This window comes from Paenibacillus lentimorbus NRRL B-30488, from assembly GCF_000411595.1.
GTDB lineage: Bacteria > Bacillota > Bacilli > Bacillales > Bacillaceae > Bacillus > Bacillus velezensis.
In genome coordinates this window covers 169,800-187,978 of record NZ_ANAT01000018.1, presented here as the reverse complement: position 1 = coordinate 187,978, position 18,179 = coordinate 169,800, and the positions used below count along the sequence as shown (strand labels likewise).

The window sequence follows — 18,179 nt, the reverse complement described above, 5'->3', positions numbered from 1 at the left end:
TTGTTTTTTAAATGGATTCGGCGGTGACGGCGGTTCCGTATCCGATTAATTCGGATGTGTTCTGTCCTGCGGTCAGTTCGAACCGCAGGCCGACGATGGCGTTCGCTCCGAGCTGCTCCGCCTCTCTGATCAGCCGCTCTTTCACCGCTTTTTTGGAGTCTTCCAGCATTTCAGTATAGCTTTTTAATTCGCCGCCGACGACAGATTTTAAGCCTGCAAGCAAGTCTTTTCCGATGTGACGGGACTGGACGATACTGCTTGTCACTAAGCCTTTTACTTCCGTAATCTGTTTTCCGGCGACGGTTTCGGTCGTTGTCATGATCATGCGGTTTTCCCCCTTCATGTGTCTTACCGCTATTTTATCATTAAGCCGCCTTTTCGGCTGCGCTGATTTGTTTTTTTCTGACTGCGGCGCTGACTGCAAACATGACGGCAATGTTCAGAACCAGCGCGATGATGCCTGTATTCATATCCTTAACGATCTGCGGAAGAAACGGAAAGAGGGTTCCGACGGTTGATTCGGTCAGCGTAATGAAGGCCACCGTTCCGACCCCGGCCGTTATGCCGGCAAAAGCGCCGTGGCTTGTGATGAAACGCCGCTTCGGCAGGCTGAATAAGAGGGCGGGGAAAAGCTGGGTGACAAGGCTGTAGCCCATTAAAAGCAAAGTGACGATGGTATTTCCGCCTTTCAGCGTAAAATATACGGATATCAGCGCGATGACGGGTACGGCGTATTTTGCGAGCCGTGAGACTTTTTCGTCAGTCGTGCCGGGCCGAATGGCTTTGTACACGTTTTTTGCGAACAGCGTGCTTGAGGCCATTAATATCATTGAACCGGGCACAAGCGCCGTCAGAATGCCCGCCGATCCGATCAGTCCGACAAACCAGGGATCAAAGGTTTTCACAGACAGCTTTAATAAGGCGAGATCCGTGTCCGCCCCTTTTAAACCGGGCACCTGCAGAATCGCCGCAAATCCGGTAAAGATGACAAACAGCAGGACGAGCTGATAAAGAGGCATGATGATCGCATTTTTCCGAAACACCCGCGGATGCTCCGCCGAATAGGAAGCGGCAAAGGTATGAGGCCACATATAAAAGCCGAGGGCGGTCAGCAAAACCGTTGAGCTGAACCAGGAAACGCTCTGTCCGGTTTCCGGCAGCGTGAGAAAACCGGGTTTTGCGGCGTCAATTTGTTTGAACATCTCCGTAAACCCGCCGTAATAATGAATGGGCAGATAAATGCCTAAATACAGGACGATGCCTAAAATCATGATATCTTTGACGACGGATATCCACGCTGAACCATGGATTCCTGAAATCATCACATAAATCGTGATGGAGACAGCACCGATCCAGACAGCGGCGGAGGGCGGAATCTGTCCGTATGATGTTGCTGAAACAATTAATCCGAGCCCTTTCAGCTGCAGAACGAGATAGGGGATGAGGGATGCGATGCCGACGAGCGATACGAGAATGCCGAGGAGCGGGCTGTTGTATTTTGAAATAAAAAAATCTGATTGCGACATCAGTTTGTGTTGTTTGGCGTAAGTCCACACGGCTGGCAGAAGCCAATATGACAAAATGTAGGCAAGGCAGCCGTACGCGATAATATAAAAGGCCGGGCCTCCTTTTCCGTAAGCCCATCCGCTTCCGCCGAGGAATGTAAAGGTCGTGTATATTTCTCCCGCCATTAATAAAAAGACAAACATCGTGCCGAAGCCGCGTCCGCCCACCGTCCATTGTTCAAGGTCCATATGTTTTCCTTTTCGGGCCCGGATTCCGAGATATACACAAAACAGGAGCACGGCGGCCATTACGGGAAATGCTGCGTTCATTCCGTCTCACCCGCCTTGTTTTCTTTGTCCAATTTGTAAACGGCGGCCATCAGAACGGAAGTCAGCACCGCCCAGATGACGACATATGCGAGAATGAAAGGCATTCCGAAAACATAAGGCGTCACCCGGTTGGCAAATGGAATGCCGGCGAGAATTCCGAAAAAGGGCAGGGCGGCGAGAACATGAATCAGTTTCATAACATTCCTCCTTTTCATTGAAAACAGCGTGTCCCGATTATAAAGAAAATCATGTCGAATGTATAGTGTGTATAGTCTGAAATTTATCAGCTGAAAAGGAAAAGCAGTCCCGGCTGCTTTTTAAATGGTCGCAAGAGACAGGTAATATTCCAATAAGGCGGTTACCTGTTCCCGTATTCTCGGGTTGAAATAACGGTGTTTTTCTTCATAGCCGTTAATGGTGCATATATAAAGCGTAAATGCTTCGTCTCTTTCCGCTTCGTATATTTTAATTTTACGCTTTCTTAACTCTTTTCGAACATCACTCAAATCCTTTTGTGCTAATTTTAAAGAGCAGCTGATAAGCTGTTTATAGGGTTGTTTTAATTTGAACGGGCACGAATCAAGCGCTTCGAGGTCCCGGTTCAGGATGGCAGCCGCCATGGGCAGAAACAGCCCTTTTTCGATGAGATCGCGGGTGCCGCTCCGAATGTCAGGCATAAATACTCCTTCTTTCTTAAAAAAGAGAACGTTTGTTCTTATTTTATACTCGCTTACACGATATTTCAAGTCGGAAAATCTCGTAAACATTTTCGTTTTTTGGAGATAATGTGTAGAATAAGGATAGACAAACTCGTTAAGGAGTATAAACGTTGGAGCAATTTTTATCATATTTGACTGAGGAACAGCTGACGGAATGGTTCCAAAGCTATAGAGCTTTCGGCCCGGCTGCTGCGGCTGTACTGCCTTTTATTGAAGCGTTTCTTCCGTTTTTGCCGCTCGTTGTATTTGTGGTGGCGAATACGAATGCATTTGGTTTGTGGGAAGGTTTTTTTCTGTCATGGCTCGGGTCTGCGTCAGGATCGATGCTGATGTTTTATGCCGTCCGCCGTTTCGGACAGAAGAGAGCTTTCGGTTTCATCCGCAGGCATCAGACCATAAGGCGGATGATGCTCTGGGTTGAGCGGCACGGTTTCGGTCCGCTGTTTATTTTACTTTGCTTCCCCTTTACGCCGTCCGCTGCGGTTCATATCGTTGCCGGTCTGTCACGGGTGGGAGCGCTGCAGTTTATATCAGCAGCCGCTATGGGGAAAATGGTTATGATTTTTATGATCAGTTTTATCGGGTATGATCTTCACGCACTCATTACACAGCCTTTCAGGATGGCGGGCGCCATAATGGTGATCGCGGTGCTGTGGTATGCCGGAAAGCATATCGAACGGCGTTTACAGACGAGAATCAGTCAGCATGAGAAAGACGGAGGGAGACAGGAATCTTGAAAAAACGATTTTGGTTTATAGCCGGCGTGCTTATCGTTGTTTTGGCCATACAATTAAAGAATGCCATTTTTATTGATTATAAAGTCGAAGGAATCAGCATGAATCCGACCTTTAAACAAGGAAATGAGCTGATGGTCAACAAGTTTTCCCATCGTTACAAAACGATCCGCCGTTTCGATATTGTTCTGTTTAAAGGCCCGCACCGCAAAGTGCTGATCAAACGTGTCATCGGGCTCCCCGGCGAGTCAATCGCATATAGGGAGGATCAGCTGTATGTGAATGGAAAACGGGTGGCGGAACCGTTTTTAAAACCGTTAAAGTCATCATTGTCCGCCGGGAGCCATGTGACCGGTGATTATACGCTGAAGGAAACGACCGGGCGCAAAAGCATACCGAAGGGACAATACTTTGTTATTGGCGACAACCGCATATACAGCCTCGACAGCCGTCATTTCGGTCCGATTAAGGATAAAGACATTGTCGGAGTCATCAGTGAATCAGACGCCAAGTGAACGGCGTCTTTTTTTTCGGAAATGATTGTAAAAAAGCAGAGGAAAGACTATAATGAAAATTGTTACGCGCGAAACGAAAAGGAGGCGTTTTATTTTTGGTATTTTTGTTACGCGCGAAACAAAAATATGAAAGAGGGCTGATGAAATGAAAACACAGGCTGCCATTATCGGGGGAGGTCCGGTCGGGCTGATGCTTGCATCAGAACTGGCGCTGGCCGGAGTGAAAACGACTGTCATTGAACGATTGAAGAAGACGGTGCCATATTCCAAAGCGCTTATCATGCATCCGCGCACACTTGAGCTTTTTGCCATGAGAGGCATATTGGAACGCTTCTTGGAAAAAGGGACGAAGGTGTCTTCCGGCCATTTTTCCATGCTGGATACACGGCTGGATTTTTCTCGGCTGGATACGAAGCAGAATTATTCGTTAATGCTTCCTCAGGCAGAAACGGAGCGGATGTTGGAGGAGTATGCATCAAGTCTCGGCGCAAATATCATCCGCGGGGCGGAAGCGGTGGCTGTCACCCAGACGGATGACGGAGTGGAGACGGTGTTCCGGGACGAAAGCGGAATCCGCACTCTTCACAGCTTATATGCCGCGGGTACAGACGGAGCGGGGAGCATTGTCCGGAAACAGGCGGGCATCGCTTTTTCGGGCACTGATGCCGACTTAACAGGAACCCTTTGTGATGCCGTTTTGAAACATCCGCCCGAATCTTCCTTTTTTCAACGTGCCGCCTGGAGGGATCGGTTGTGATTATCCCTCTTACGGACGGACTTTTCCGCGTCCTCATCGTTTCTCCGCACGTCCTGCAAAAGCGGAAGGAAGAGCCGGTCACCGAAAATGAGCTGAAAGAAGACCTGCGGCGGATATGCGGCACTGATTTCGGATTGAGTGATCCGGTATGGATGTCGCGGTTCGGCAATGCCGAGCGTCAGGCTGAGCAGTACCGCTCCGGCCGGGTTTTTGTGGCCGGGGATGCGGCGCACATTCATTTTCCCGCAGGCGGACAAGGCCTGAATACGGGGCTTCAGGATGCCGTCAATCTCGGCTGGAAGCTGGCGGCGCAAATGAAGGGAAAAGCGGCGCCTCATCTTCTGGACAGCTATCATCAGGAAAGGCACAGCACAGGAAAAGAAGTGCTGCACAATATCAAAACGCAGATCAAGCTCATGGATTTTACCGAGTCGGGGATGGCATTAAGAGAAACGATGACCGCTTTGCTGGATTTTCAGGAGTCCAACCGTTTATTGGCGGGAAAAGTATCCGCGCTTGATCTGCATTATGAACCGGATGCGGAGCTGCCGCCGCATACCCTGAACGGAAAACGCCTGCCGGATATCGAACTGACCCTTCATGACGGGCGGCCGGCCCGGCTGTATGATTTTCTCCGCAAGGGCGGCTTTGTGCTTCTGTCATTAAGAGGGAGCATTCCCGCCGGTATTGATACGGAAAGCGTGGCAGCAGTCAGGGCGGAGCTTGCTGAAACACGTGCCGATTGGAATGACGTCCACACCGTTTTAATCCGGCCGGACGGCCATGCGGCATGGGCAGCCGGCGGCTCGGGACGTGAAGCGGAAAAAGCCGTTCTGGCCGGTTTGGAAAGATGGGGATTATTCATCTGATTAACCTTTTTATGCGCCTGTGTGATTGTTTCTTGTGTAACAAAACGTTATAGTAAAAGAAACAATCAATACGGAAGGGTGACTCAGCAGTTGGACAGAAGACAGCCAGACCATGCAAAACACATGATTCTTGAAGGGCTGACAGATATTTTTCACGAGCAGGAGAGGTGCCAGGAGGATATCAGGGCGTCGTTGGCCGGACGGATGGATGAACTCCGTGAAGGAAACGGGAAAAAGTTACAATTGACCTTGACGGAAATTCACATTTTGTCGTGTATCGGAGATCATGAACCGATCAATGTCACGTCAATAGCGGAAAAAATGAAGACGACAAAGCCGACCGTGTCGAGAAGCTGCGCGAAGTTTTTGGAAGCCGGCTTCCTGCGCAGAACCCGGCTGAGCGACAATAAAAAAGAAGTCTATTTCCGGCTGACTCCTGCCGGGAAAGAGCTGCATTCCCTTCATCATGAATATCATGAATTGATAAAAAAGCGGCTCTTGGCGTTTTTAGACCGCTATACAGATGAAGAACTGTTATTTGCTGAACGGCTGTTCCGTGATCTTTCAGCAAACTGGCGGTCTGTAAATGGCGGCGGAGAGCTGTTCAAATAAAAAACACGCATATGGATGCGTGTTTTTTTATTCGGATCATGTTCCTCTTTCTGCCCGGCCTCTTTCGCCGTGTGCCCGTTTCAGCTGAGAAAGGTGGTGCAGCAGCCGATAGAAGGGCGGAAGCATGGCGATGACGAGAACGATCCGGATGACCTGAACCGCGACGACGAAAGTCGAGTCTTCGTGCAGGGTGATCGAAGTCGCCGCCATCTCGGCGATCCCGCCGGGAGAAAAGGCGAGAACAGATGTAATCATGGAGATGCCCGTTAATTTAGAAACCGCAACCGCGCTCAGAATCATGGCAGCGATTAATCCGACGGAAGAAATAAATCCGACGGTCAGCACTCTCGTCACGCCGGTGAACATGCTTTTGTACATTTTTGATCCGATTGTGGCGCCGAGAAAAATTTGTGACAGCTGGTTCGCTTCCGGCGGCCACCAGGCCAGCATGTCTTTGCCCGCCAAGGCGGACACGCCGATTTCCGCAGCAGCAACGCCGATCATGCTGCCGAGCAGCCAAGGGGCGGGAAATTTCAGCCGTTTTGCGCCTTTGCTTGCAAGCCAGGCAGCCAAAATAAATCCGGCCGTTAACAAGACGGGAATAAGGCCCGGATGTGAAGCTCCTGCTGAAACGGCTCCGGCTGATGTCTGAGCCGCACCGTTTTGTTTGGTAAATAAGAAAATAACGAGAAACGGTATTGTCATGACGACCAAAAGGACGCGCGTCAGCTGAATAAGGCTTACAATCGCGGTGTTTGCGCCGACTTCCTGGGCGATACCGGGCATGGCGGATAAACCGCCCGGCGCCGTGCCTACAAAGCTTGTCATCATGTCCGTCCGGCTGAACCGAAAGAGCACATATCCGGAAACAAGCGCCATCACGATAGAGAAAATCAGCATGAAGCCTACCGGAAGCCAATGCTCCCGTAAAACCGACAGAACGGACAGGTTCAGTTTCTGGCCGAGTTCGATGCCGAGGATCATTTGTCCCGCCGCAAGCCATCTGCGGTGAATCCCTCTTCTGTCAGGCGCCATGAACAGCCAGCGGGGCCTCGTCATGGAGAGGATGCAGCCGGCGGCAAGCGTTCCGAGCATCCAGGCGATCGACATCCCTGTAAGCGAAAGAAGAAACCCCCCTGCCGCACTGATGAGAATAAACCAGATATCTGTAAGGAGATGTTTGTCTTTCTTCAATGAAAACCCTTCTTCCTGAAACATTCATATTAAATTGTTAAGCTCGTTAACCTTACTATTACTATAGTATAGATTTTGAGATAAATAAATAATGAATTATTTCTCATAATCCATTCATTTTTCTTATCGCAAACGCAAAAAAAGCTCCGGAGATGGGTGAGTGCACCCTACTCCGAAACCTCGCCCGCTTTTCCTTTCCACACAAGCGTCAATCCCAGACCGAGAAATAAAACCACACCTGCGAACAGAAACGGGAAGTGAATATTCATATCAAATAAAATACCGCCCAGAGCCGGGCCGAAAATGGTGCCCAAACTCGTGTATGTTGAGTTCATACCGGCAACAAACCCCTGCTGATTTCCTGCGATCTTCGATAGATAAGTAGTCAGTGCCGGGCGCAGTAAATCAAACGCAAGGAAAATGATGCAGGTGACAGCGAGCACGGGCAAAAACCCTGACATCACCGTAGAAACGAAAGCCAGCACAGCGCCGATGATCAGACAAAGCTGAATGACTTTTTTCTCCCCGAGGAAGTTGACAAGTCTGCCGAACGCGAGCACTTGAATGAGGACTGCCACAATGGAGCTGAACGTAATAATAATGGCGATATCCTTTGGCGTGAAGCCGAATTTATGGTTTGTAAATAAGCTGAATACCGTTTCGTACGCCGACAGCCCGAATGCCAAAACAAAAACGATGATAAAGGCGATCAAGTAGCTTGGATGAATCGACTTTTTCAAATCTTTTAAGAAGGTTGATTCTTTGGCGCTTTCCATCTGCTTTGCGCGTTCTTCTTTAGTTAACGGCTCTTTCAGCATAAAGACAGAGGAAATCACTGCGATAAATGCAATTCCCGCCGCAAAGAAAAACGGCATACGAACGCCGTGATCGGCAATAAATCCTCCTATGCCGGGCCCGATGATAAACCCTGTGCTGATGGCGGCAGATACATAGCCCATCGCCTTCGATCTTTCCTGCACCGTCGTAATATCTGCGACATACGCTGTAACAGCGGGCATGATAAAAGCGGCACTGATGCCCCCCAGCACCCTTGCGAAATATAAAATGGAGACATGTGTGCCCAATCCGAAGGTCAGTTCGGATAATGCGAATAAAACAGTCCGGCGAGAATCATGATTTTCTGCCGAAGCGGTCAACCCATCTTCCCGCAATGGGGGATGCAATTAATTGCGCGACGGCGAAGGCAGCGACAAGGTATCCCATTGTGCTGCCCGTCAAGTGCATCACATTCATAAACAGCGGCATAACGGGAATGATCAATCCGATGCCTAAAAACGCAATAAATATGTTGCTTAATAAGATGATGAGTACAGCCTTTTGTTCTCTGATCGGTTTTTGCATGTTGTTTCTCCTTTGTCAGCTGTCATTCTGTTTATCAGCGTTGATCGACCCGTGAATAAACACGGAGATGGCTTCTTTTTGCAATTCGATTCTTTGCTGAATGGTATCGTTTTTATATAACACATCTAAACCGTAGAAGACGGATAGCAGGATTTTTACTTTTGATTCGACATGAGGAATGGACCAGCTGCCGTCTTGATTTCCCTCTTCTAAGATCTCTCTCATCACATCGTCATATTCAATATCAATTTTGTTGAGCCGCTTTACGACCTCCTCTGACGTAAACGCACTCGCATAAAACTCTTCACTTGCTCTCATAAGCGGGTAATTGATGCTCATCCGGCTGAGCAGCTCCGCAAAGCCCGTCAGCTTTTCGGCAGCATCTTTCAGATCGGATTCCATTTCCCTCCACGTCTCGATCATCACGCGGTGATCCTCTTCCATGATATGAAGAAACAGAAACTCTTTTCCTTTAAAATGGTGATATAGATTGCCTTTACTGATCTCGGCCGCCTCTAAAATATCCCGAATCGATGTTTCTGAATATCCTTTTTTTGCAAATAAGTCACGCGAAGCGGATATGAGCCTGTTCTTCGTCTTTTCGCTCTTTCCGGCACCGCCTTTTGTATTTGTCACTTCACACAGATCCTTTCCGCCTCATTCATATCGTTGTCCCGGCAAAGCGGGGAACGGTTCGTTTAAAACCGACCAGTTGGTTTATTTTATTATAAAGGGTTTTTGCTGACTATACAATGAAGAAGTTATCCATTGTTTAGTGGAAGTATAAAAACGGCTCGAAAAATAAACCCCATTCTCTCCTGTTGAAAGAACGGGGTTTGTCAGCCGTCTGAAGACTCCCGGCGGGGGAGCGTGATCTGCCTGAATCGTTATTTTCCGGTATTTACCTCGGTGTAGCTTGTGTTCGGCGCGTTTGATACCGTTCCCCCTGTATGGTGGAAAGGAGAGTGGGCAGAGTGGGCCATATCGTATAAAAACCAGACGGCATGACGCTGCTCGTCAAATGCCGTGCGGGCAAATAACCGTTTCGCTTCGGGATGCACCGCTCTATCGGATGCCTGCAAATAAAAATCATTCGTTTTCTGCTCATCATAAAACGCCGCCCTCAGTCCTTCTCTGTATGTGTGCGGACAATGCTCCGTCTGTTTCGGCGTCAACTGTTTTCCGGTAATTGACGTATACAGTGAAGAGAAAGCGTGCATGTGGCGCACTTCTTCCTCTCTGATAAGTTCGATTCGTCTTCTGATTTCTGCGGTCGGCGCTTTTTCGGCTAATATTGAGTAGCAAATCACAGCGCTGTATTCACCGTTTATGGATTTTACCAGATCCTTTATAAGCACAGAATCGTCACTGCAGATGGCTGTATAATGAAAAAAATTCTCGTGCATTGGACTCACCCCCGGATGTTTATAGGGTATTATACGGCGGCAGCCCGTGACATGTGCGGATGTCATTCTTATTCTTATTCTTGATCCAGCGGCGATGTAATATGGTCGTCGTATGTGTCGACAAAAAGCCGGCCGTTGCTTCCGCGCACAGCGTATACAACGTCTTCCGGTTTGACGTTTCTCTTGTCCAATTCTTCTCTCAGCCATTTTTCCGATACGTGGTTTTCCTCCAGATTTTTCATCACCAGCCGGCCGTCCATAATCAGCTCAACGGCAAAGTTCTTTTCATGTCCGGCAAAGATGCCGAGATCCTGTCTTGTAACAAGCGCAAATTCCGGTTTGACCTCCACTGACATGCTGCCGTTTGTTTCAATGATGGCAGTCTGAACCTGAGAAATGTCAAATACATCATTTTCACGAAGCTGCTGGTTCAAGTAGTCGAGGGTATAGCGCATCGTTTTCATATTATGCTCAAGTATTTTTCCGTTTTGAATGATAATGGTCGGTTTGCCCGCAAAGAAACCCCTGGCGGTTCTGTTTTTCATAGAAAGATATGCGACGAGATAAATAATGACCACGAAAATCGTGTAAGCACTGACAGTAAAATGAATCGGCAGTTTTGTATTAAACGACAGATTTGCCGTGATGGCGCCGAGGGAGATGGCCGCAATGAAATCAAAAAGCGTCATCTGTGAAATGGTTTGTTTTCCGAGTATCCGGGCGCCGATAAACAAAATGCTGAACGACAGAATCGTTCGCACAATCACTTCGGGATATTCTGACATCATATTTAATCCTTTTTTCTTTAATTTGGTCAAAAACGATATGTTTTAAAACAGTCATCCCGTTTTTACCAGCAGATGAGATTGGTCATTTTCGTCAACTTTCGATAAAATGTAGAAAGATAAAAAGAGAGGGGTCTTCTAATTTGGGTGTTGAGTTTTTAGTAGGCAGATCGGGGAGTGGGAAAACGAGGCTGATTATCGACAGCATTCAAGATGAACTGCGCCGGGAGCCGTTCGGGAAACCGATCATTTTTCTAGTCCCGGATCAAATGACGTTTTTAATGGAATATGAGCTTGCTAAAACGCCGGATATCGGCGGCATGATACGCGCTCAAGTGTTCAGTTTTTCGCGTTTGGCCTGGCGCGTGCTTCAGCATACCGGGGGCATGAACCGCCCGTTTGTGACGACGACGGGTGTGCAGATGCTTTTAAGGAAACTGATTGAAGAACATAAGCACGAGTTTAAAGTGTATCAAAAAGCGAGTGACAAAGCCGGATTCACTGAGCAGGTGGAACGGATGCTGACAGAGTTTAAGCGGTACTGTATTGAGCCTGAAGACGTCCGCCGCATGGCGGAAAGCGGAACGGCGTCAGAATATCGCGGAGAGCGGATGCTGTCTGAAAAACTTCATGATTTAGGGATTTTATATCAGCAGATGGAAAGAAGCCTCGCCGGACACTATTTGCATTCAGAGGACTATTTGACGCTGCTCGCTCAGCAGATTCCTTTGGCGGACGTTGTAAAAGGCGCCCGTGTTTACGTCGACGGATTCTATCAATTTACGCCGCAGGAATTAAGGGTGCTGGAGCAGCTGATCATGCATGCTGAACATGTCACATTCTCGCTGACGGCGGACAGCCCTTCGGCGGAACAGGCACCGGATGAGCTCGATCTGTTCAGAATGACGGGAAGCACATACTATAAGCTTTATCAGACGGCAAAGGAATTGAATGCCGATATTTCCTGCAAGGAACTGCATGGCACGAAGCGGCATCGGCATGTGCCGGAGCTTGCCTGTATAGAGTCGCAGTACGATGTGCGCCCCGCTGCGGCGTATACCGGCGGACAGGAAGCTTTTACCGTCATGCAGGCGCAAAACAGAAGAGCTGAGCTCGAAGGTATTGCCCGGGAAATTCAATCGCTTGTCCGGGACGGAGGATACCGGTACAAAGATATGACGATTCTCATCCGTCAGCCGGAAGATTATAAAGATTTGCTGAAGGAAGTGTTTGCCGATTACGGGCTTCCTTATTTTATTGACGGAAAAGCTTCTATGCAGCATCACCCGCTTATTGAATTCATCCGTTCAAGCCTGGATGTTGTGAAGGGGAACTGGAGATATGAAGCGGTGTTCCGCTGTGCGAAAACCGAACTGTTATTCCCGCTTGATCAGCCGGAGCAGAACATAAGAGAGCAGGTTGATCAGCTTGAAAATTACTGTATCGCCTACGGCATTAAAGGGGAGCGCTGGACGAACGGCGACCGGTTTGTGTACAGGCGCTTCGTATCGCTCGATGAGGATTTCGCGCAGACGGATCAGGAAATCGAGATGGAACACATGCTGAATGAGACGAGAGAGTGGATAGCTGCACCCCTTATCCGGCTGCAGAACCGGATGAAAAAAGCGAAAACGGTTCAAAGCATGGCGGAGGCTCTTTATCTCTTTTTGGAAGATACCGATGTTCCCCTGAAGCTGGACCGTAAAAGGCAGCGGGCCGAAGAGGCCGGAAATATGATCGAAGCGCAGCAGCACGGCCAGGCGTGGGATGCCGTTATCCAGCTTCTCGAGGAGTTTGCCGGCATGATGGGTGAAGATGAAATATCTTTGGCGCTGTTCCAGCAAATGCTTGAAACGGGAACGGAATCGCTTCATTTTTCTTTAATTCCTCCTGCGCTTGACCAAGTATTTGTAGGGAATATGGATCTCTCAAGAATATACGGCACGTCCTGCACATTCGTTATCGGAGCCAATGACGGCGTTCTTCCGGCGCGCCCGGATGAAAACGGCGTGCTGTCTGATGATGACCGGGAGTGGCTGAAAGCGGTCGGAGTGGAGCTGTCTTCCGCGGGGCGTGAGCGGCTGCTTGATGAGCATTTTCTCATCTATATGGCGCTGTCGAGTCCGTCTGACCGTCTCTATGTGTCATACCCGATTGCCGATGCGGAAGGAAAAACGCTCCTGCCGTCAATCGTTGTAAACAGGCTTGGCGAGCTGTTTCCCGATCATCAGGAAAAGCTGTCAGCGGCTGATCCCGAGCAGGTAAGCGAAGAAGAGCAGCTTCAGTATCTCGTCAATAAACAGGTGGCTCAGACGTATACGGCAAGTCAGCTCAGGCTGTGGACAAGAGAGTACGAGATCAGTGACGTATGGTGGAGCGCATACAATGTGCTGATGAAAGAGTCTGATCACCGGCGTGCGAAAAAGCTGTTTTCAAGCCTGTTTTTCCGCAATGAGGCGAAGCGTCTTGAACGGCCTGTTTCGCGCCAGCTTTACGGCGAGCATATTAAAGGAAGCGTCTCCCGGATGGAGGCGTTTAATGCCTGCCAGTTTTCCCATTTTGCCTCTCACGGGCTGCAATTAAAAGAGCGGCAGTTTTTCAAGCTGGAAGCGCCGGATATCGGCCAGCTGTTTCACTCCAGTCTGAAGCTGATTTCAGACCAGCTTCGTGAGCAGAAGCTGGAATGGCGCGATCTGACGAAAGATCAGTGCCGGCATTTCTCCTATGAAGCGGTGGAACGGCTTGCGCCAAAGCTGCAAAAAGAGATTCTGCTCAGCTCAAACAGACACTTTTACGTGAAGGAAAAACTGCAGAAGATCGTCACGCGTGTTTCTGGCATATTAAGCGAGCATGCAAAGGCGAGCGGTTTCGTCCCGGTCGGTCTTGAACTCGGCTTTGGCGGAAGCGGACCGCTGCCTCCGCTCACTTTCACGCTGAAAAACGGCTGTACGATGGAACTCGTCGGACGGATCGACCGCGTGGATAAAGCGGAAAGTTCAAAAGGCCTGCTGCTGAGAATCGTTGATTATAAATCAAGCGACAGGGGGCTTGATCTGGCTGAGGTGTATTACGGGCTCGCTCTGCAAATGCTCACATATCTTGACTTATCGATTACACATTCCGCGGATTGGCTCGGCATGAAAGCGACCCCGGCAGGCGTTTTGTATTTCCATATCCATGATCCGATGATTCAGGCCAGTCTGCCGATGGGGCTTGATGAAATCGAGCAGGAAATTTTTAAGAAATTTAAAATGAAAGGCCTTCTCCTCGGTGACCGGGAGGCGATCAGCCTGATGGACACGACTTTGGAGGAAGGGCGTTCAAATATCGTCAATGCCGGTTTGAAAAAGGACGGGTCTTTAAGATCCGACTCAGCCGCGGTCAGCGAACAGGACTTTCATCTGCTGACAGACCATGTGCGGCGGACATTTGAACAGGCGGGCGAAGCGATAACGGACGGGCTTGTGTCCATTACCCCGTATAAGCTGAAAGATAAGACGCCTTGTACGTACTGTGCGTTTAAATCGGTGTGCCAGTTTGATGAGTCGCTTAAGGAAAATGAATACCGCAGCCTGAAAGCGGAAAAAGACGGCACCATACTGGATTGGCTGAAAAAGGAGGCGGATGATGATGCAAATTCCTAAACCGAAAGACAGCATATGGACGGATGACCAATGGAGCGCCATCGTTTCTTCCGGCCGCGATATTCTTGTCGCTGCCGCAGCCGGATCAGGTAAAACGGCCGTGCTCGTGGAACGGATGATCAGAAAGATAACCGCGGAGGAAGATCCGGTTGATGTTGACAGGCTCCTTGTGGTGACCTTTACAAACGCCTCAGCAGCGGAGATGAAGCATCGGATCGCGGAAGCATTAGAAAAAGAGCTCGCCAAAAATCCGGGATCTCTGCATATCAGACGGCAGCTCTCTCTATTAAATCGGGCGAGCATTTCGACGCTTCACTCTTTCTGTCTGCAAGTGCTTAAAAAATATTATTATATGATTGATCTTGACCCCGGTTTTCGGATGGCTGACCAGACGGAAGGCGAATTGCTCGGAGACGAAGTGCTTGATGAGCTGTTTGAAGATGAATACGCAAAAGGGAATCAGGCGTTTTTTGAGCTTGCGGACAGATATACGACAGACAGGCATGATCTGGATCTTCAAGACCTTGTCAAACGGGTGTACGAGTATTCCAGGTCGCACCCTGACCCGGAAGCGTGGCTGCAAAGCTTTGTCCGCCTGTATGACGTGACGGAAGAAAGCAAAATGGAAGAGCTTCCGTTTTACCAATATGTGAGAGAAGATGCTGAAATGGCGCTCTACGGGGCGAAACAAAAGCTTGAGAAGGCGCTTGAACTGACAAAAGCGCCCGGCGGGCCGGCCCCGCGCGCTGATCATTTTCTGGATGACCTTCAGCAGATAGAAGAGCTGATCAGCTGCCGGCATGACTTCGATGCGCTGTATGAACGGGTTCCCGCAGTCTCATTTAAGCGGGCGAAGGCGGTAAAGGGTGATGAATTTGACAAAGCGCTTTTGGACGAAGCGACCGATTTGCGAAACGGCGCGAAGAAACTGATCGAAAAGTTAAAGACCGATTACTTTACAAGAAGTCCGCAAGATCACTTGAAGAGTTTAACAGATATGAAGCCTGTCATCGAAACGCTCGTTCAGCTCGTGATATCGTATGGAAAACGATTTGAAGCGGCGAAACAAGAAAAATCAATTATTGATTTCTCAGATTTGGAACATTACTGCCTGGCGATTTTAACTGCGGTTGATGAAGAAGGCCGGCGGGTGCCGAGCGAAGCGGCCGTTTATTATCAAGACCAGTTTCATGAAGTTCTGGTTGATGAATATCAAGATACCAATCTTGTGCAGGAGTCTATCCTGCAGCTTGTTAAAAGCGGGAATGAAGAGGCGGGAAATCTGTTTATGGTAGGCGACGTCAAACAATCGATCTACCGTTTCAGACTTGCTGAGCCGCTGCTGTTTCTCGGGAAATATAAAAGGTTTACAGAAAGCGGGGAAGGCGCGGGGCAGAAAATTGACCTGAACCAAAACTTCCGCAGCCGCTCCGATATTTTGGACAGTACGAATTTCTTGTTTAAGCAGCTGATGGGCGGAAAAATCGGCGAAGTGGACTACGATGAACAGGCGGCATTGAAGCTCGGCGCATCGTATCCGCCGAATGACGCGGCAAAAACGGAACTGCTGCTGATTGACAGCGCTAATGATGCAGACAGCTCCGAGGATGCCGAAGACTTTGAAACCGTGCACTGGGAAGCGAAAGCGATAGCCGGGGAGATCAGAAAGCTTGTCTCGTCTCCGTTTAAGGTATATGACGGGAAAACAAAAACTCACCGGAATATCCAGTACCGGGATATCGTGATTTTGCTGCGCTCCATGCCGTGGGCGCCGCAATTAATGGAAGAGCTGAAAAACCAGGGCATTCCGGTGTACGCCAATTTGACGTCGGGTTACTTTGAAGCCGTGGAGGTGGCTGCGGCGCTTTCAGTCTTGAAGGTGATTGATAATCCGTATCAGGATATTCCGCTTGCTTCCGTGCTGCGCTCGCCCATCGTCGGCTGTGACGAAAATGAACTTGCGCTGATACGCCTTGAAAAGAAAAAAGCGCCGTTTTATGAAGCGCTGAAAGCATATATAGCGAACGCTGACAGACATGATGAACTGTATCAAAAACTGAGAACCTTTTATGACAGTCTGCAAAAGTGGCGGTCATTTTCGACGAATCATTCGGTGTCTGAGCTGATTTGGGAAGTATACCGCGATACCGGATATTTTGACTATGCAGGCGGCATGCCCGGCGGAAAGCAGCGCCAGGCCAATCTGCGCGTCTTGTATGACCGGGCGCGCTCGTACGAAGCGACGGCGTTCCGCGGGTTATTCCGCTTTTTGCGGTTTATTGAACGGATGCAGGAGCGCGGGGATGATCTGGGGACCGCCCGTGCGCTCAGCGAGCAGGAGGATGTCGTTCGGCTGATGACGATCCACAGCAGCAAAGGACTTGAATTTCCCGTCGTTTTCACCGCCGGACTCGGCAGAAGTTTTAATATGATGGATCTCAACAAATCATACCTGCTTGATAAAGAGCTCGGTTTCGGCACGAAGTATATTCATCCGGAACTCAGAATCAGCTATCCGACTCTTCCGCTTGTGGCGATGAAGAAAAAGATGCGCAGAGAGCTCTTATCCGAAGAATTGCGCGTATTGTATGTGGCGCTGACCAGAGCGAAGGAAAAGCTGTTTCTCGTCGGTTCCTGCAAAAACCGGGAAAACAGCTGGCCAAATGGCAGGCGCAAGCAGACCGGGCTGATTGGCTTCTTTCTGAATTCGACCGCTATCAGGCGTCATCTTATTTGGACTTTATCGGGCCGGCGCTCATCCGCCACCGTGACATGGAGGCGCACAGGACGCCGGGACTTTCTTCGACTGAGGATATCGCGCGCGACCCGTCGCGTTTTCACATCCGGATGCTGCAGCAAAGTGAATTGCTGGAAGAGAATCCAAAAGAACGTGCTGAAGAAAAGAGCAAACGTCTCAAGGTGATACAGCAGGGCGAGCCGATTCCTGGTTCGTTTTCATTTGATGATCAGGCGCGCCGTCTGCTTGAATGGGAATATCCGTACCGGGAGCTGACGGCTATCAGAACGAAGCAGTCAGTTTCTGAGCTGAAGAGAAAGCAAGAGTACGAGGATGAATACAGCGGCCGCTCTCTCATCAAACCGTCAGGAGACACGCTTTTATACAGGCGTCCCGGTTTTATGATGAAAAAAGGGCTGACAGCCGCCGAAAAAGGGACGGCGATGCATACGGTGATGCAGCACATACCGCTGACGCACGTTCCGACTGCCGAAGAAGCGGAGCGGACGGTCCGGATGCTTTACGAAAAAGAGCTGCTGACAGAAGAGCAGCAGGAAGCCATTGATATAGAAGAAATTGTTCAGTTTTTCGGAACTGAAATCGGTAAAGACCTTCTCGGGGCGTTGCGGATTGACCGGGAAGTGCCGTTCAGTATGGCGCTTCCGGCCGGCGAGGTGTACAAGGATGCCGAAACGGCCGGTGAACCGCTGCTCGTACAAGGGATTATTGACTGCCTCTACGAAACTGCGGACGGTCTCTATTTGCTGGACTATAAAACAGATCGGATAGAGGGGAAATTCCGGAATGGATTTGAAGGCGCGGCTCCGATTCTGCAAAAAAGATATGAAACACAAATCGAATTGTATACAAAAGCAGTTGAACAAATTACAAAAACGAAAGTGAAAGGGCGTGCGCTCTATTTCTTCGATGGAGGTCACGTTCTTACACTGTAACGAGATCCGAAGCTCCTTTTTGGAGCGGATCTTTTTTTCTATCAAAAAGTGAGGTGA

Annotated in this window: 12 protein-coding genes and 3 pseudogenes; 6 read left to right on the top strand and 9 right to left on the bottom strand. The window is 49.3% G+C overall.

Features of this window, described 5'->3' with window-relative positions; translation table 11 throughout:
- Positions 1-7 precede the first annotated feature (7 nt).
- From D368_RS10965 to D368_RS10950, 4 genes are all read right to left on the bottom strand, one after another.
- Positions 8-325 carry a YbjQ family protein gene (locus D368_RS10965; protein ID WP_003155166.1) on the bottom strand — a complete coding sequence of 106 codons (318 nt, stop codon included), beginning with the start codon at positions 323-325 and terminating at the stop codon, positions 8-10.
- Between the two features lie 40 nt (positions 326-365).
- Positions 366-1,835 (bottom strand): sodium:solute symporter family protein, encoded by a 1,470-nt coding sequence (locus tag D368_RS10960; RefSeq protein WP_063174181.1) that lies wholly within the window; start codon positions 1,833-1,835, stop codon positions 366-368.
- Positions 1,832-2,032 (bottom strand): DUF3311 domain-containing protein, encoded by a 201-nt coding sequence (locus D368_RS10955; protein WP_003155162.1) that lies wholly within the window; start codon positions 2,030-2,032, stop codon positions 1,832-1,834. The genes D368_RS10960 and D368_RS10955 overlap by 4 nt, the downstream gene beginning before the upstream one ends.
- Before the next feature lie 120 nt (positions 2,033-2,152).
- On the bottom strand, positions 2,153-2,512 hold the full coding sequence (locus tag D368_RS10950) for a YhjD family protein (RefSeq protein ID WP_012117241.1): 360 nt from the start codon (positions 2,510-2,512) through the stop codon (positions 2,153-2,155).
- A gap of 152 nt (positions 2,513-2,664) precedes the next feature.
- Here D368_RS10950 and D368_RS10945 point away from each other — a divergent pair, with 152 nt between their 5' ends.
- From D368_RS10945 to D368_RS10930, 4 genes and pseudogenes are all read left to right on the top strand, one after another.
- On the top strand, positions 2,665-3,291 hold the full coding sequence (locus D368_RS10945; protein WP_003155159.1) for a TVP38/TMEM64 family protein: 627 nt from the start codon (positions 2,665-2,667) through the stop codon (positions 3,289-3,291).
- Positions 3,288-3,803, top strand: coding sequence for a signal peptidase I (lepB, locus tag D368_RS10940; protein ID WP_003155158.1), 516 nt, complete (start codon positions 3,288-3,290; stop codon positions 3,801-3,803). The genes D368_RS10945 and lepB overlap by 4 nt, the downstream gene beginning before the upstream one ends.
- 145 nt (positions 3,804-3,948) lie before the next feature.
- Positions 3,949-5,429: pseudogene (locus tag D368_RS10935) on the top strand (monooxygenase).
- Between the two features lie 90 nt (positions 5,430-5,519).
- The gene (locus D368_RS10930; RefSeq protein ID WP_033574497.1) at positions 5,520-6,041 is read left to right on the top strand and encodes a MarR family transcriptional regulator; all 522 of its coding nucleotides are present in this window, start codon (positions 5,520-5,522) and stop codon (positions 6,039-6,041) included.
- Positions 6,042-6,077: 36 nt separating this feature from the next.
- Here the strand turns inward: D368_RS10930 and D368_RS10925 are convergent, their stop codons facing one another.
- From D368_RS10925 to D368_RS10905, 5 genes and pseudogenes are all read right to left on the bottom strand, one after another.
- The gene (locus D368_RS10925; protein WP_014304750.1) at positions 6,078-7,235 is read right to left on the bottom strand and encodes an AbrB family transcriptional regulator; all 1,158 of its coding nucleotides are present in this window, start codon (positions 7,233-7,235) and stop codon (positions 6,078-6,080) included.
- Between the two features lie 167 nt (positions 7,236-7,402).
- Positions 7,403-8,597 (bottom strand): annotated as a pseudogene (locus tag D368_RS10920) (MFS transporter).
- Positions 8,598-8,612: 15 nt separating this feature from the next.
- Positions 8,613-9,233: a TetR/AcrR family transcriptional regulator gene (locus D368_RS10915; RefSeq protein ID WP_071392022.1), complete on the bottom strand. Its 621-nt coding sequence runs from the start codon at positions 9,231-9,233 to the stop codon at positions 8,613-8,615.
- A gap of 251 nt (positions 9,234-9,484) precedes the next feature.
- Entirely contained in the window at positions 9,485-10,003 is a 519-nt protein-coding gene (locus D368_RS10910; protein WP_071392021.1) for a ferritin-like domain-containing protein, read from the bottom strand.
- Positions 10,004-10,077: 74 nt separating this feature from the next.
- On the bottom strand, positions 10,078-10,791 hold the full coding sequence (locus D368_RS10905) for a DUF421 domain-containing protein (RefSeq protein WP_101563148.1): 714 nt from the start codon (positions 10,789-10,791) through the stop codon (positions 10,078-10,080).
- Positions 10,792-10,931: 140 nt separating this feature from the next.
- Here D368_RS10905 and addB point away from each other — a divergent pair, with 140 nt between their 5' ends.
- Together addB and addA are read left to right on the top strand one after the other, a co-directional pair.
- A complete protein-coding gene (gene addB, locus D368_RS10900; RefSeq protein ID WP_128574794.1) occupies positions 10,932-14,432 on the top strand; it encodes a helicase-exonuclease AddAB subunit AddB in 3,501 nt (1,166 codons plus the stop codon).
- Positions 14,419-18,122, top strand: a pseudogene (addA, locus tag D368_RS10895) (helicase-exonuclease AddAB subunit AddA). The gene addB and the pseudogene addA overlap by 14 nt, the downstream one beginning before the upstream one ends.
- The last annotated feature ends 57 nt before the right edge of the window (positions 18,123-18,179 follow it).

What these genes read in the sequence shown, in the direction of transcription:
- D368_RS10965 (WP_003155166.1), bottom strand. Translation starts at nt 325, where the DNA reads ATGATCATGACAACGACCGAAACCGTCGCCGGAAAACAGATTACGGAA.
- D368_RS10960 (WP_063174181.1), bottom strand. Translation starts at nt 1,835, where the DNA reads ATGAACGCAGCATTTCCCGTAATGGCCGCCGTGCTCCTGTTTTGTGTA.
- D368_RS10955 (WP_003155162.1), bottom strand. Translation starts at nt 2,032, where the DNA reads ATGAAACTGATTCATGTTCTCGCCGCCCTGCCCTTTTTCGGAATTCTC.
- D368_RS10950 (WP_012117241.1), bottom strand. Translation starts at nt 2,512, where the DNA reads ATGCCTGACATTCGGAGCGGCACCCGCGATCTCATCGAAAAAGGGCTG.
- D368_RS10910 (WP_071392021.1), bottom strand. Translation starts at nt 10,003, where the DNA reads ATGCACGAGAATTTTTTTCATTATACAGCCATCTGCAGTGACGATTCT.
- D368_RS10905 (WP_101563148.1), bottom strand. Translation starts at nt 10,791, where the DNA reads ATGATGTCAGAATATCCCGAAGTGATTGTGCGAACGATTCTGTCGTTC.